Source organism: Acinetobacter sp. ANC_7553, assembly GCF_056779895.1.
In genome coordinates, this window is sequence record NZ_JBWYIV010000002.1 from 177805 (window position 1) to 192527 (window position 14723).

The window sequence follows — 14723 nt, forward strand, 5'->3', positions numbered from 1 at the left end:
AAAAGATTAACCATGATCGACCCGAAATTACTTAGAAATAATATAGAGGCTGTAAATTTAGCCTTAGCTAAACGTGGCGTGCAACTCAACGTAGAAGAATGGGCATCTTTAGAGGCTCGTCGTAAAGAAATTCAGTCTAAGACTGAAGCTTTACAAGCAGAACGTAATTCGGGTGCTAAACAAGTTGGTCAAATCAAAAAAGCAGGTGGTGATGCTTCTGAAATCATGGCTCGTATGAGCGCGATCGGAGATGAAATTAAAGCCGCTGAGCTTGCATTAACAGAACTACAAGCTGAAATTGAAGCAAAATCACTTTCTATTCCAAACCTACCTCATGAGTCGGTGCCAGAGGGCAAAGATGAGAATGACAACGTTGAAATTTTAAAATGGGGTACGCCTCGTGAATTCAACTTTGAAATTAAAGATCACACTGATCTTGGTGAGTGGATGGGTGGACTCGAGTTCGAAACAGCGACTAAGTTAACAGGTACTCGTTTCAGTGTGCTCAAGGGTCCGCTTGCACGTTTACAACGTGCACTAACGCAGTTCATGTTAGATACACATACATTGAAAAATGGCTATACAGAAGCTTATGTACCGTATTTAGTGAATGCTGATTCATTACGTGGAACTGGTCAGTTGCCTAAATTTGAAGAAGATTTGTTCAAGCTTCAAGGTGACAAAGAATATTACTTGATCCCAACTGCTGAAGTGCCTGTGACCAACTTTGTGCGTGATGAGATTATTGATCCTGAGCGTCTACCGTTGAAATATGCTGCTCATACACCTTGTTTCCGTAGTGAAGCTGGTTCTTATGGCCGTGATACACGCGGTTTGATTCGTCAGCACCAATTTGACAAAGTAGAAATGGTTCAAATTGTTAAACCTGAAGACTCTATGCAAGCATTGGAAGAGTTAACAGGGCATGCTGAGGGTATTTTACAGGCGCTTGGATTGCCATATCGTAAAATCATCTTATGCGGTGGTGATATGGGCTTTGGTGCAACGAAGACTTATGACTTAGAAGTTTGGGTACCAAGCCAAAATACCTATCGTGAAATTTCATCGTGTTCAAACATGGGGGATTTCCAAGCTCGTCGTATGAAAGCTCGTTACCGTGCTGATCAAAAGAAAACAGAGTTTGTTCATACTTTGAATGGTTCAGGTTTAGCAGTTGGTCGTACTTTGCTCGCGGTGATGGAAAACTATCAACGTGAAGATGGTTCGATAGAGATTCCTGAAGTCTTACGTCCTTATATGGGTGGACAAAGTTTTATCGATTAATCGATAAAACATAAAAAAGCTAACTCAATTGAGTTAGCTTTTTTTTTTGAGTGTTTTAATGAATGAGTTGAGCACTGCCTGTTTGCCTTTCAATAATTTTTTTTAAGGTCTCACTCGGTTTTTCCCCAAATGCATCTTTATACTCAAGTGAAAAACGACCTAAATGTGTAACACCCCATTTATAAGCAATTTCAGTAATATTAATTTTATGCGTAGACTGTGAAATTTCATTATAAATACATTTAAGTCGGTAATGGCGTATATAAGCATTTGGACTGCATTTTAAATATTTTTTGAAAATTGTATTCAGCTTTTTTTTGCTTAATCCAGATGCATATTCTAAATCTGAAATTTCAATTTTTTGATGTATATTTTTTTGTATGAATTCTAACAAGCGAGTAAAGAAGTCAGGATAATCTAAAGTATTTTTATAAATTAAATCACTATAGTTATTGGGTTGAGATAATAATAATGACTTCACGATAATATATTCAAAATCTGAGCGCATTTCTTGAAAAAATGAAGTATTGGTAAAATTGTTTGTGAAATTTTTAATACTGTCAATTAAATCCCACCATGCTTTAATTTTCGGGTTGTCTTGATCCATCACATTTTGAAATACCAAAGCTTCGGTAACTGGTTGAGAGATTAAATCTGAAAGTATTTTTTCAACAAAAGTCTTTGAAAAAGAAATGAATGTTTGCACACAGTCTTTGTCAATAATTAGTTCAAATTTATCTTCAGGTGAAACAATGGATGCTTGATCATAACAGGCGTAAAAAGTTTGACCATCTTTTTTAAATAATGGTCGCCCATTTTTAGGGCGCGTTATACAAAAGTGGTTCATATTTTCATGCGTATGCGTTTTGAAAATTACATCTTTACCATATGTTAAATCCCCAATAATCATACGACCGATTTGCGATCCATTAAAACTAAAATCCAATGGTTCATATTGATTAAAATCTACTAAATCATGTGGGCCAATGATTAAATCAAGACAATGGTTGGCATCATGAATATTCTGCGTATGTGATTGAATCGTAGAAATAGACCTGTGTTGCTGGCTATACATAAATACCTCTATCCTTAGCTTGCTTATCATTACTTATGCAAAAATCAATCCATGATTTTGCTTTTTTTGTTTTATCTCAAATAAATAAATTAATCTAAAATAGTAGAATATAAAAATACTCTTTTGGTACTAAATTAGATTAATTTGATATGTTATTTAAAAGTGGTAAGCAACACGTAACATAGGGCTACTCGCGGTCGCTCCTGAACCAGCAACACCCGATGTATCATTACCATATTTATTTTTCCAGTATTGATAAGCAATCCCAGCTTTCAATTTTGGTTGATTGGCAGATTTATCTTTAAGTAAAGAATACATTAAAGACATGTCTACAAAGATTTCGCTGGCGGTAGGCTCACCAAAAGGATCTTTCCCTTTGGTGCTCATCCAAACACCTATGCCTTGATAATTCCAATTCGATTGCATAAGAGGAAAATCCCAAAGCACTTGAAGTGCTAAGTAAGGATCGTAGGTATATTTTTTACTCAGTACATTAGCATCATTGCTCTCGTAATAGCCTAGCAAACTGAGATTAAGATAGCCTGGTGTATTTAATGTAACACTTGGACCAGCAACATACATTTGTCGATTTGAACCATAATCATCATTCTTTGTATTCCAGTCAAAACCTACTGTAAAACCATATGTCTTGAACCAACTAGAATCATTCAGTTTGTGTTGCGTGATACTTGGGATATCTAAGGTATGACGATAAATTGCATATGCCTCTTGAGCTCCTCGACCAGAAGCTTTGTTTGCATTTGGTTCAGCTGAGGATTGATGCATATTGAGTTGAAAAAAATTGGTGCCATATTTATAGCCGCTTAGGTGTACAAGACTAAAAATATATTTGTCAAAATCACCGTCTTTAAATGGTTCTGAGAAATCTTGACCATAACTGACAGCCAGTGAAGTATCACTCCAATTTGCCGCTTGAACTGCAGTGCCTAATGCAAAGCAGATTGATCCAGTGAATAACCCCTTTAAAATATAATTCACAGCTAAATTCCCTCTTAAAATAAATAAGCCGACAGTGAAACGGTCGGCTTAAGTGGTGGATTAACGAATATTATGCTTTTCCAAAATTGGTAAAACATGATCACGGAAATACGGAAATTCGCGGCTATAATCGAGGAATGAAAGTGTCGTTCCTCTAAAACCAGCTTCATTTAAATCTAAAATACCTTGCGCAACTTGTTCAGGTGTACCGACTAATGGAAAGCCACCATGGCCTACACTCATTGCATCACGTATCGATTGTTGAACCTCTTTTGGGAAACTTTGAGCATGTGCAAACATTAAGCTCATCAGATTGTCAACGGCAACAGTATCAGCATTGTTTAATTGACGATCCCATTCTGCTTTGGCTTCCTCTTGTGTAGGTCTGCAAATGACATGGGAAAAGGTCATCACATTGACTTCTCGGTTTACGTCGCGACCTGCTTGTTTAAGCTCATCAATTTCAATCTTGCTTCTGCCCAAATCTGAAGCTGGTGTAAAAAGAAAGTCCGCATTATTAACGGCAAATTCACGTCCATTTTTTGAACCAGCAGCATTGAAGATAGGCGGATGTACAAGTGGTTTTGGTTTTCCATAAGTTCCTTTGGTTTTGAAAAACTTACTTTCAAAATCAAATTTTTCTTCACTGGTCCATACTTTTTTAATCAAGTCATACCAGTCTTGTGCATAACCATAACGAGTTTCGTGATCATCAGGTAAATGTAGACCGAGTGCTTCATATTCAGGTTTATTCCAGCCTGCAACAATGTTGAGTCCAATACGACCTTGACTAATCTCAGATAGCGTTGCAATCTGCTTGGCAACTACAACTGGATGATTGGGGACAGTCTGAATTGTCGCAAAAACTGTAATGTCTTTGGTTAAAGCCAATAATGCGGCCGCCCAAGTCATGGTCTCTAAAATTGTTCCCTGAAAGTCTGTTTCACCGCCATAGCCTGTAAAGCGAGCAATCGGTAACATGAAGTCGATACCAGCTTCATCTAGCATTTTTCCTAGTTCGAGATTCTTTTCCCAGCTCGCACTCCATCGATCTTCAAGAGTTGAAATGGTCATTCCACCTGAGCAGTTAGAAGCAAATGAGCCGAGTAGAAAGCGATTATCATTGAAAAAGTGATGTTGATTCATTTTAAAAAATCCTTAAATTTCGTGAATTCGCTATACACCAGCAAATGCTTGATGAAGATTTGCTTGTTTATATTGCCCGTTATGGAACACCAATGGATTTCCAAGCTGATTACGGCAGGCTTCAATTTGTCCCACAATAATGTAGTGATCCCCAGCTTCATGAAGCTCATACTGACGACAAACAAAAGTGGTTAAGGATTTATTTAGAATGGGGATGCCCATATACTCATCAACGTCATCTAAGCCTTCGAATTTGTCATCAGAAGATTTTGAGAAATGCTTAGACTCTTGATACTGATCTTCACTCAAGATATTGATGGCAAAATATTCTGCCTGTTTGAAATCTTCGAAATGTGTCGCAGATTTTGCGATGTTCCATAAAATTAAAGGTGGATCAAGCGATACAGAAGTAAATGAGTTCGCTGTCATTCCAATTTTTTTATGATTTGAATCTAATGCAGTTACTACTGTAATCCCAGTTGCATACTGACCTAAGAGTTGGCGTAACGAGCGTTGCTCCAACTGTATTACAGGTGTCATTTCATTTAACATGATCATAATCCTTCATCTTAATTCTGATTGTCAGAATGAGTTCCTTTATTCGCCAATCGGTTTATTTTCACTGGATGGCCAAGTTGGCATCAGTTCATTTGAGGGTAAAGTTTCATCTAAAAGTTTCTTGGCAGTTTCAACACCTGCAACAGGTAGTCCAGTTGGATCTAATACGCCAATTTGCACCAGTAAACTTGCCTGATCCCAATAGATATGCTCATGACATAGTTTCGGTCCACGGAACTTGATAATGCCGAGCATTGGAATCTCTACATATTTTCCCGTCGGTTTAATTCCAGGAATTAACCAATCAATTTCCTCATCATGAGTAAAACTCATAATGAATTCATCAACGACTTGAGTTGCGCCTACAGTTCGTGAAATAGGCGTCAGTTTCATATCTTTTGGATTGTTATGAACAAAATGGTATTGATAGAAGCGAGCTAATTGTTTGTAGCCGACGCCACCTGTCAATGTTGGAATGTGATTGACATAAGGCTCTGCCACCATTGTTGCCATCGTGTCTGGAACATTTCGAGTGTCAAATTCAAATCGAACATGCTCTTCCCATAGCGCAGCAAGGTCGTAATTTGGTCCTATTGCTTTGCGTAAAGCTGTAATGGTTCTTTCATGTGCCATGAGTGCACTAGGCTTGTGATAATGCATACTCTGTGGGCGAGCAAAAGCATGATCAACATCTGGATAAATATATGTTTCGACTTTTGAGTTGTTTTGCAGAGCAAGTAGGATTTGATCACGAGTGTTAGAATCACAGAACTGATCTTGTTCAGCAAAATGAAGAACCAGTTTGGATTGAATGTTGACTGCTTCTTCTAGGTTTTGCTCGATTCCTACACCGTAGTAAGAAACAGAACACTTTAAATCTGGAATGCGGCAAGCTGCGAGATATGCCAATTTACCGCCTAGGCAGTATCCGACCAATCCAGTACCTGCATCTTGATCAACTGTTTCAAGGGATTTGAGTGTTTCAATTGTAGATTTGATATCCTCAATACCCAGATCTTGATTAAATTGAGTATATAAGTCATATGCTTTTTGAAAGTCTTCTTCGGTATAACCGAGTTCTACATTAGGTTGAATACGCCAAAATAAATCAGGAACAATAACGGTATAACCTTCTTCAGCCAAAAAGTCTGCCTTTTGACGCATAACTTCATTAACACCGAAAATTTCCTGACATAACACAAGACCAGGACCTTTACCTGCTTCAGGTACTGAAAGATATGCTTTAAACGAACCTGCTGATGAATGTACATCAATATATGAACCAGCCATCTCGATAATCTCCTTTACTGTTGAACTTATCATCGGCATCAGCAGGATTTTTGACTATCCAAATAGAGTTCAAGTTTTATCCGTTTTAGGTCCCTTCATTGATATGCATCTGTTAAAAAAGCTACCACTTGCTTACTTTTAAGCAGCTTGAGTCGTGGAGAAGGTGCTAAAATAGAGTGGGCATATGAGGATCGATTCAGTGGATATTTTTCCAATTTCATTAAAATTGCAGCAGCAACCTTGTTTGATTGTCGGTGGAGGGCATATTGCATATCGCAAAGCACTGTTACTGCAAAAATCAGGAGCAAAAATTTCGGTTATTTCACCTGAGATTGAGGCGCAACTTTTAGAAATTGTCGAGAAAAGCTCTGGTCAATATATTCAAGCTCATTTTGAAGATCACGATTTAAAATTAAACGATTACCGTTTAGTGATTGCTGCCACAGATCAGCCTTTAGTGAATCAACAAGTTTTTGAAGAATGTGAAAACTTAAATGTATTGGTGAATAGTGTTGATGATCCACCACATTGCCGATTTATGGTCCCTGCAATTGTTGATCGCTCTCCACTTGTTATTTCAATTGCGAGTAATGGTACATCCCCAGTTTTGTCCAGACAGATTAGAACTCAACTTGAGACTGTTATCCCGCATGGAATGGGAGCATTAGCTAAAATCTCGGGTGAATGGCGACAACGTATAAAACAAAAAATTGAAAATCCTGATGAACGCCGTATCTTTTGGGAAGAGCTGTATGCTGGACCTTTCAAAGAGCGGGTATTTAATAATAATCTGGCTGAAGCAGAAAAAATTATTCATCAGTCTTTAATAGAATGGAACAAGCCCAAAGGTGAAGTTTATTTAGTTGGGGCTGGTCCAGGTGATCCCGAGCTTCTCACACTCAAAGCTTTAAGGTTGATGCAACAAGCAGATGTTGTGATTTATGACCGTTTAGTTTCTGGTGCTATTATGGAGTTATGCCGCCGGGATGCTGAAAAAATTTATGTGGGTAAAGCAAGGTCAAATCATGCTGTTCCGCAAGAAGGCATTAATGCTTTACTCGTGAAATATGCGAATGAAGGCAAACGTGTCTGCCGTTTAAAAGGAGGAGATCCTTTTATTTTTGGGCGAGGTGGTGAGGAAATTCAAGAACTCTATGAGGCAGGAATTTCATTTCAGGTCGTTCCCGGAATTACCGCAGCATCAGGGTGTTCAGCCTATGCGGGTATCCCTTTAACTCATCGTGATTACGCACAAAGTGTTCGCTTCTTGACTGGACATTTGAAGGAAGGTTCTCCTGAACTTCCGTGGAATGAACTCGTGTATGAACACCAAACATTGGTACTGTACATGGGGCTTGTTGGATTAGAAAAAATCTGTGAAAAGCTTATTCAACATGGTCAACGAGCAGACATGCCTGTTGCTTTAATTTCTAAAGGTACGACACCAGAACAAAAAGTTGTTGTGGGGACTTTGGCAGATATCGCTTCGAAAGTGTTAGAAAATCAAATTCAGGCGCCAACTTTGACCATTATTGGTGAGGTGGTGAAATTAAGAGAACAGTTGAAATGGCAAGACGAACTGTAAAAGTCTGCTATAAAGTTGAGAAATTATTGTGATTCATGTTGTTTTATACGAACCAGAAATTCCTGCAAATACAGGAAACATTATCCGTTTATGTGCAAATACAGGAGCACAATTACATTTGGTCAAACCGCTAGGTTTTGAGCTGGATGATAAGAAGTTAAAGCGTGCTGGATTAGATTACCATGAATGGGCTCGCATGCAGATATGGGATAATATTGAAGCATGTCTGGAAAATCTAGCGAGTCAAGGTGTGGATCAAGATTCGATTTATCCTTTAACGACCAAAGGTACCGAAACACCACATACCTCGAATCTGAATAGGCCAGTTGCTTTACTCATGGGGCCTGAAACGCGCGGACTACCTGAACATGTCCGTATGATGTTCCCAAAGCAACATTGGATTCGTTTGCCCATGGCACCAAATTCTAGAAGCTTAAATTTATCTAATGCTACGGCAGTGATTGTTTATGAAGCATGGCGACAACAAGGATTTAAAGATTTAACTTAAGTCAGTAAGGTCATCGAAAGGTGACCTTTTTTAATGCATAAAAGTTTAGTAAAACTTGGCTAATATAATGAAATATTCATTAAGAATAAAATTAAAATAATGATTTTAAATACGATTTGATTTTATATTTCGGGAATCCAATTTTTTTGAGTAAAAGTTTAAAAAATATACAAAATGGTCAAATTTTTTATTTGTTAATGAATTTAATATTTATATAAAACAGAGTGTTAGGTTTTATTTTTGTTGATCTTAAACTAGCTGTCATCCAAATGAGATATTAGAAATTCGACCAATTGGTATATTTGTTGCTTAGTTAAAGTGAATATATGGTTCCGATAAATTTGATAGACGAACTGTGATTTGTACTTAAACGAAATGAATTTATCATTGTACAGCCAATGTCTAAAGATGTTCGACATTGGCTCACATTACCAATGGGGTGGTATGTGATGAAAGAGAATTGGTTTTCCAAGTTTACTCCTTTTCAAGGAGATATTGAAAAAACTCCCGTTGCCATGAACGAGTACTTGCCTGCAGGACAAAGTATTGTACTTGGACTTCAACATACATTTGCCATGTTTGGTGCAACAGTGTTGGCACCGCTGCTCATGGGGTTTGATCCTAGTCTAACGATCCTGTTATCTGGTATTGGCACGATATTATTTTTCCTTATCACAGGTGGGAGAGTGCCAAGCTATCTTGGGGGGAGTTTTGCTTTTATTGGTGCTGTGATTGCTGTAACAGGCTATACCGGTTCAGGGTTAAATCCAAATATTGGGATTGCCTTAGGTGCAATAGTGGTATGTGGTATTTTCTATGCCTTGATGGGTTTGCTTGTAATGAAAACGGGTTCTCAATGGATGGAGAATCTTTTACCACCAGTTGTTGCTGGTGCAATCATTATGATAGTTGGATTAAATTTAGCACCTGGGGCGATTAAAGCTGTATCAGGTAATGAGTTTGATACATGGATGGCTTTGTTGACCGCAATGTGTATTGGTGGTGTCGCAGTATTTACAAGAGGAATGTTGAGACGATTATTGCTATTGGTGGGTTTGATAGTTTCGTATCTTGTATATTTTGTTTTAGCTAACATGATGGGAATGGGTAAACCAATCGATTTTAGCTCGGTTTCAAATGCGGCATGGTTTGGTTTACCAACTTTATATCAACCCGAATTTCAAATGAATGCAATTTTGCTGATCCTACCTATCGCATTTATTCTTATTGCTGAAAATCTTGCGCATTTCAAAGTTGTAAGTGAAATGACAGGCAAAAATATTACGCCTTATATGGGGAGAGCATTTTTGGCAGATGGAGTATGTACCTCTATGTCTGGTGCTGTAGGAGGAACAGGATTAACTACATATGCAGAGAATATTGGGGTCATGGCGGCAACGCGTATTTACTCTACAGTGGTTTTTGTAATTGCGGGTATTGTCGCCATTATTCTGGGATTATCACCAAAATTTGGAGCACTCATTAGCACATTACCTGTCGCAATTTTGACAGGGACTTCAATGATTGTTTTCGGCTTAATTGTAATCGCTGGTGCGAAAATCTGGATCGAAAATAAAGTCGATTTTACTCAAAACGGCAACATTATTGTGGCATCAGTGACTGTGATTATGGGCGCAGGGAACTATTCGATTATGGTTGGTGGACTTGATCTCGGCGGCATTACAACGGCGACATTTGCGGGAATTATTCTAAATCTGATTTTTAATCGAACTAAGCAAAAGCAGAATCAAATAGTAGCAGACGTTGTACCAGAAAAAACTTAAGTTTGAGACTTAGCTTTTAAGACAAATTTTAGTCAATCCTAAATTGTCGAAAGTTTCAGCAAGATAATGAAAACGTAAAAGATGTATACTTGATACAAGGGGATAAAAATGGGAATACCAGTAATTGATTTAGCAGGCGTAGATATAAACAAACCAGAAAGTGAGGCGACTAAACGTGCAGTTGCTGAACTGAAAAAAGCTGCGATGCATTCAGGTTTTTTCTATGTGAAGAATCATACAGTTCCTTTAGAAATGATGACGCGACAGTTTGCATTAGCAAAAGAGTTATTGGCGCTTCCAGAAGACGTTAAGCAAAAATATGATGTACGTAATTTTTTTGGATTCCGTGGATTTGATAAACTGAATGGTCAGCAATTAGACCCTTACGGCAAGCCAGATTATAAAGAAGGGTTTTATTGTGGTCGTAATTATCCTCAAGATCATCCTTTTGCAATCGCTAAATATCAAAACTATGGTCCAAATCAGTGGCCTGAAGAATTACCTCAATGTGAATTGATTTGTCAGGAGTACATCGATGAAATGTATAAACTGGCAAATTTTCTGATGCAACTTTTGGCATTAACTTTAAATCTGCCATCGAACTATTTTGATGCTTCAAGTAAAGATCCTATGGGAACATTACGTATGTTGCGTTATCCACCTACACCTAAAAATGATGATGAAACATATGGCGTTGGCGCGCATACAGATTGGGGGTCAGTCACCATTTTGGAACAAGATCAAATAGGCGGATTAGAAGTGTGCATGCCTGACGGAGAGTGGGTTGCAGCACCACCAATTGAAGGAACATTTGTAGTTAATCTAGGTGATATGATTCCAAAATGGACCAATGGTCTATATCACTCCAATCCACATCGAGTAAAAAATAGTTTTTCAAATGGTGCTTATCGTTACTCTATTCCATTTTTTTATGAGCCAGACTATCACGCTGTAATTGAGCCAGTTCCAGGAACATTGAAAGAAGGTGAATTACCTTTATATGCACCATGTACAGTAGGGGAGCATTTAGAAGAAATGTATAATCGTTCGTATAAAAAAGCTGAAGAGAATGCAGTAGCTTAAATCTCGCGATGCAAAAAAAGCATTATCAATATAATGCTTTTTTTTAATTATTCTAATGATTTATAAGCGATATTGATTGATAAAGTCCTCAGAACTTAGTCCTTTTTTAGCATGATGAATTGATGCTCTTTCCGCATATAATTGTCTGATATAGCGTGCTACTTCGCAGCTATCTGCAAACATATTATATTTCCAACCCAAACCATAGGACCATAAATTAATATTATCCACGGTCATGATTTCAATATTTGTATCCTCATGATTTAAATAATGATCAATCATCTTGCGAATGACCTCTTGGGTGCAGCTTAATTTATATGCATGCCATTCATCATGGGGACACGCATTTTTTGGTGGCTGCCTAAATGGGTATTGAATGCCTCTTCCAGGGCGATTAAGACCGTGACCTTCCCATGGGCTGTATTCTTGGGACCATGTATTTAATGGCCCGTTTGGAACCGCAGGACGTATTTGCCCCCAATGCACCAAATTTTGATTTAACCAATCATCTGCAAAACTATCGCAGTTGAAAGGATCTAGTTTTCTAATCGCTTCTTGGTCATGTTGAAATGAGATATAAGATTCGATTGGATTTTCGATTTTGAAAATACAGTGGCTATAGTCCATCGCCATTTTAAATGGAATACCTTGATGATTGACTAAAGCTGCAACTCTTTCTACCCGGCGATAATCTTCAGACCAATTATCTACGTGATTTTCAAAGGTAATGGTTATACCCTTATTTAGAGCATACTCATAAAAATATAAATAGGCATCAGCAACTTGTTGATCATTAAGATAGTTGAATTTACTGTCTTTTGCTGCAAGCATAATGTTGTGGTATTTGGCGCCTACGGCACATGTAAGCTCGATATTTTCTTTGAATATTTTTTCATGTTCTCCCCAAATATAGCATCCGTAACCTGAATAAACTGGGATATTGTATTTTTGACTCCCTTTAATGTAATCATCAATCATTTCACGATGAGTCGGAATGTGATCGATAAAATCCCACACGCTCGATTCTGCAAGTAGGTCGAATTTTTCCATTATTGATGGTTCTTCAAGAGATACTGGATGTTCAAATGATGAGGCTTGTATGCCTAGTCCAGCACAGCCTAATGGAAACATTTTTTTCATGAATTCAATACCAAAAATATATAATTAAATCAGTGAATTGATAATGCAAAAAAAATGCCTTAATCCTTTAATATTTCAATCTATTACATTATTAAAATGGCTTTTTTAAAATATCAGTTGTCTAATACGAGCATAAATTTATCGAAATAAATTAGATACGGGGATGTATGATTAAAAACATTAAAAAATACAGCTATGGAATTATAGTAATCATCTGTGCAGGAATGACGACCTCTAAAGTAATGTCACAAAATGAAAATAAAGAACAAGCGGATTTAAATAATATTAATCCATTGACTCAACAAGAAATCGATCAAGCATTAGCTCAGATGAAAGTAAAAATGTTCAAAAATTTGGAAAATTGGAGTACGGCGTTAAAACGAAATGATTTCGAGCGGACAGGAAAAAATTTGGTGTTAAAAAGTAAGAAACAGCTTGAATTATGTCATATATATCAAGCTTCTGTAGATGAAACATATTCTTTAGCGCAAAAAAATCGCCATCGTATGTCTATAGATGAACAGAAAATTGTGGATGATCGAAACAGGTTTATTGAGTATTTGGGATTCAAAGATAATCAAATTGATACTAAATTAGGTTTTAGTTGTCGATTAATTTAAAAAAAAGCACGGATGAAAAATCCGTGCTTTTTAAACTCTAGAAACGGTAACCAATTTTAAAGCTATATCCAATAGCTGTATTGTCTTTAAAATCTGCATCATAGCGATCGGTTCCGAACCAACTAGCAGATTGAGCTTTTGCATCACCTAACCAAAAATATCGTGCACCCGCTTGAATGAATGTATTTTTATTAAAGCTGTACTGACCACCTAATCCTGCACTCCAAAAACCTTCAGATGGACCTAAGGTAGAAACATATTCACCTGCACCAGAGTCCCATCCTCCGATAATGGTCAATGCGAGTTTTTCATTTAATTTTCTTGCGATACCGAATGTTGCAGATATTTGATCTTTTTCATAAGCGATTAAGTCGAAACCACGAGGTCCTTTACCTTGTCCCTCAGTAATCGAAGAAGTTAAAACTCCAAATTTGTATGGACGGATTTTGAACTCAGACCAATCTACCCAACGTAAATTGATATAAGCTAATGTATCAGCCATGATACCTGATTGGAAATCAAGGTTAACTGATTGTGGAGTTGATGCTGAGGTTTTACCTTCTGCATATTGGTAGTCGGTACCAAGTGCCCCAATTTTATCTACAATATGCCACCCTGGATGTACAATAGGTAATGTATCTGTAATCACTTCAGGCATACTTTCTTCAGCTTGAACTGAATAAGAAATTTTTGATCTGTAGGTTAATGAAGCTCTTAATGCTATTTCAGGAATTTGAAATGCAGCACCCGCTAGCCAACCAAAAGCACCTTCTTCAGGCATACTTGCTTTATAGCCTTGATAATCTTTTCTTGTATCACGACCAAGAAGATCTCTTGAACCTGTACCTTTTTCCTTAAAAGTACTACACAGTGCTACACCACTAGTCTGTGAATTACATAAATAACCACCTAATAGACTGTAAGCAGTTCCTTGTAAACTAAGATCACCTTTTACTGTTTGATAAACTGGGCCTGCATAAAAATTAAGGTGTTCATTAGGTTGGAAGCCTACGACTAGAGATAAACTATTTGTCGATACTTCAGCCTCTGTACTGCCATACTCACTGTGAAATGCACCATATTTTGTCGCAGATTCAAGGTCACCTAATGGCAATCGTCCTGAGCTGTTGACTCTGGAATGTTTTTTATCAGAATTTGAATAAGAGGCTTTTGCTCCGAAAGGTTGGTCATAAATTAAACCTAATGAAATATTGTCAGTCACTTGAAATTTTAAATTAATATTTGCAAATCCGAACGTGTCTGCAATATCACTTAAATTTGAGCCCGCAATTTCCCCACCTGCATTAATATCATCTGCTGTAGGCATATTCCAACCATTCGGGTCTCTTAATCCTGCAGATGCAGGACCCGAAGGTTCAGTTCTCATTGTTCCTGAAAGATCAGCATCCAAAATTGAGTAACTAAAATCTACATAGTTTCCTGGCTGTAAAAAGCCATTCATCGATTGGCCTGAACGATCCATAGCTGCAGCATAAGCGCCCGCGGTTGGAAACATTGCGACCAAAATCGCCCCAGTAAGTGTATTCAAACGCATTATTACATTCCCTGTGTAATGAATATTATTAGAGCTTTTACTCAAATATTTTGCTCTTTATACACATCGTGTAATTTTTGGTCAATGAGTATCCTG

General features: G+C 37.5%; 13 protein-coding genes. 6 read left to right on the top strand and 7 right to left on the bottom strand.

Features of this window, described 5'->3' with window-relative positions; all coding sequences use genetic code 11:
• Positions 1–12 precede the first annotated feature (12 nt).
• Positions 13–1284, top strand: a complete 1272-nt coding sequence (gene serS, locus AC1M9I_RS02520; protein WP_179997729.1) for a serine--tRNA ligase — start codon at positions 13–15, stop codon at positions 1282–1284.
• A 55-nt stretch (positions 1285–1339) separates the two neighbouring features.
• On the opposite strand, the gene AC1M9I_RS02525 is transcribed toward serS, so the two are convergent.
• The 5 genes from AC1M9I_RS02525 to AC1M9I_RS02545 all read right to left on the bottom strand — a co-directional run bounded on the left by AC1M9I_RS02525 (position 1340) and on the right by AC1M9I_RS02545 (position 6352).
• Entirely contained in the window at positions 1340–2359 is a 1020-nt protein-coding gene (locus AC1M9I_RS02525) for an AraC family transcriptional regulator (protein ID WP_481610636.1), read from the bottom strand.
• 156 nt (positions 2360–2515) lie between these two features.
• Positions 2516–3358 carry a hypothetical protein gene (locus AC1M9I_RS02530; RefSeq protein WP_481610637.1) on the bottom strand — a complete coding sequence of 281 codons (843 nt, stop codon included), beginning with the start codon at positions 3356–3358 and terminating at the stop codon, positions 2516–2518.
• Between the two features lie 60 nt (positions 3359–3418).
• On the bottom strand, positions 3419–4504 hold the full coding sequence (locus tag AC1M9I_RS02535) for an LLM class flavin-dependent oxidoreductase (RefSeq protein ID WP_481590632.1): 1086 nt from the start codon (positions 4502–4504) through the stop codon (positions 3419–3421).
• A gap of 30 nt (positions 4505–4534) precedes the next feature.
• The gene (locus tag AC1M9I_RS02540; RefSeq protein ID WP_179997732.1) at positions 4535–5056 is read right to left on the bottom strand and encodes a flavin reductase family protein; all 522 of its coding nucleotides are present in this window, start codon (positions 5054–5056) and stop codon (positions 4535–4537) included.
• Positions 5057–5101: 45 nt separating this feature from the next.
• The gene (locus AC1M9I_RS02545; RefSeq protein WP_035267873.1) at positions 5102–6352 is read right to left on the bottom strand and encodes a dienelactone hydrolase family protein; all 1251 of its coding nucleotides are present in this window, start codon (positions 6350–6352) and stop codon (positions 5102–5104) included.
• 199 nt (positions 6353–6551) lie between these two features.
• Between AC1M9I_RS02545 and cysG the strand changes: the two genes are divergently transcribed.
• From cysG to AC1M9I_RS02565, 4 genes are all read left to right on the top strand, one after another.
• Positions 6552–7937 carry a siroheme synthase CysG gene (gene cysG, locus AC1M9I_RS02550; RefSeq protein ID WP_481594391.1) on the top strand — a complete coding sequence of 462 codons (1386 nt, stop codon included), beginning with the start codon at positions 6552–6554 and terminating at the stop codon, positions 7935–7937.
• A 28-nt stretch (positions 7938–7965) separates the two neighbouring features.
• Positions 7966–8445 carry a tRNA (cytidine(34)-2'-O)-methyltransferase gene (locus AC1M9I_RS02555; protein WP_035267879.1) on the top strand — a complete coding sequence of 160 codons (480 nt, stop codon included), beginning with the start codon at positions 7966–7968 and terminating at the stop codon, positions 8443–8445.
• A 449-nt stretch (positions 8446–8894) separates the two neighbouring features.
• A complete protein-coding gene (locus AC1M9I_RS02560) occupies positions 8895–10229 on the top strand; it encodes a solute carrier family 23 protein (protein ID WP_481610656.1) in 1335 nt (444 codons plus the stop codon).
• A gap of 108 nt (positions 10230–10337) precedes the next feature.
• A complete protein-coding gene (locus AC1M9I_RS02565) occupies positions 10338–11312 on the top strand; it encodes an isopenicillin N synthase family dioxygenase (RefSeq protein ID WP_481610638.1) in 975 nt (324 codons plus the stop codon).
• Between the two features lie 60 nt (positions 11313–11372).
• On the opposite strand, the gene AC1M9I_RS02570 is transcribed toward AC1M9I_RS02565, so the two are convergent.
• Positions 11373–12452: a hypothetical protein gene (locus tag AC1M9I_RS02570; RefSeq protein WP_481610639.1), complete on the bottom strand. Its 1080-nt coding sequence runs from the start codon at positions 12450–12452 to the stop codon at positions 11373–11375.
• 167 nt (positions 12453–12619) lie between these two features.
• Here AC1M9I_RS02570 and AC1M9I_RS02575 point away from each other — a divergent pair, with 167 nt between their 5' ends.
• The gene (locus tag AC1M9I_RS02575) at positions 12620–13072 is read left to right on the top strand and encodes a hypothetical protein (RefSeq protein WP_481593095.1); all 453 of its coding nucleotides are present in this window, start codon (positions 12620–12622) and stop codon (positions 13070–13072) included.
• 37 nt (positions 13073–13109) lie between these two features.
• Here the strand turns inward: AC1M9I_RS02575 and AC1M9I_RS02580 are convergent, their stop codons facing one another.
• On the bottom strand, positions 13110–14627 hold the full coding sequence (locus AC1M9I_RS02580) for an outer membrane protein transport protein (protein ID WP_035267884.1): 1518 nt from the start codon (positions 14625–14627) through the stop codon (positions 13110–13112).
• Positions 14628–14723: the final 96 nt, after the last annotated feature.

Coding starts and splice junctions, on each gene's coding strand:
- AC1M9I_RS02545 (WP_035267873.1), bottom strand. CDS start 6,352: ATGGCTGGTTCATATATTGATGTACATTCATCAGCAGGTTCGTTTAAA.
- AC1M9I_RS02580 (WP_035267884.1), bottom strand. CDS start 14,627: ATGCGTTTGAATACACTTACTGGGGCGATTTTGGTCGCAATGTTTCCA.
- AC1M9I_RS02540 (WP_179997732.1), bottom strand. CDS start 5,056: ATGTTAAATGAAATGACACCTGTAATACAGTTGGAGCAACGCTCGTTA.
- AC1M9I_RS02525 (WP_481610636.1), bottom strand. CDS start 2,359: ATGTATAGCCAGCAACACAGGTCTATTTCTACGATTCAATCACATACG.
- AC1M9I_RS02535 (WP_481590632.1), bottom strand. CDS start 4,504: ATGAATCAACATCACTTTTTCAATGATAATCGCTTTCTACTCGGCTCA.
- AC1M9I_RS02565 (WP_481610638.1), top strand. CDS start 10,338: ATGGGAATACCAGTAATTGATTTAGCAGGCGTAGATATAAACAAACCA.
- AC1M9I_RS02570 (WP_481610639.1), bottom strand. CDS start 12,452: ATGAAAAAAATGTTTCCATTAGGCTGTGCTGGACTAGGCATACAAGCC.
- serS (WP_179997729.1), top strand. CDS start 13: ATGATCGACCCGAAATTACTTAGAAATAATATAGAGGCTGTAAATTTA.
- AC1M9I_RS02560 (WP_481610656.1), top strand. CDS start 8,895: ATGAAAGAGAATTGGTTTTCCAAGTTTACTCCTTTTCAAGGAGATATT.
- AC1M9I_RS02575 (WP_481593095.1), top strand. CDS start 12,620: ATGATTAAAAACATTAAAAAATACAGCTATGGAATTATAGTAATCATC.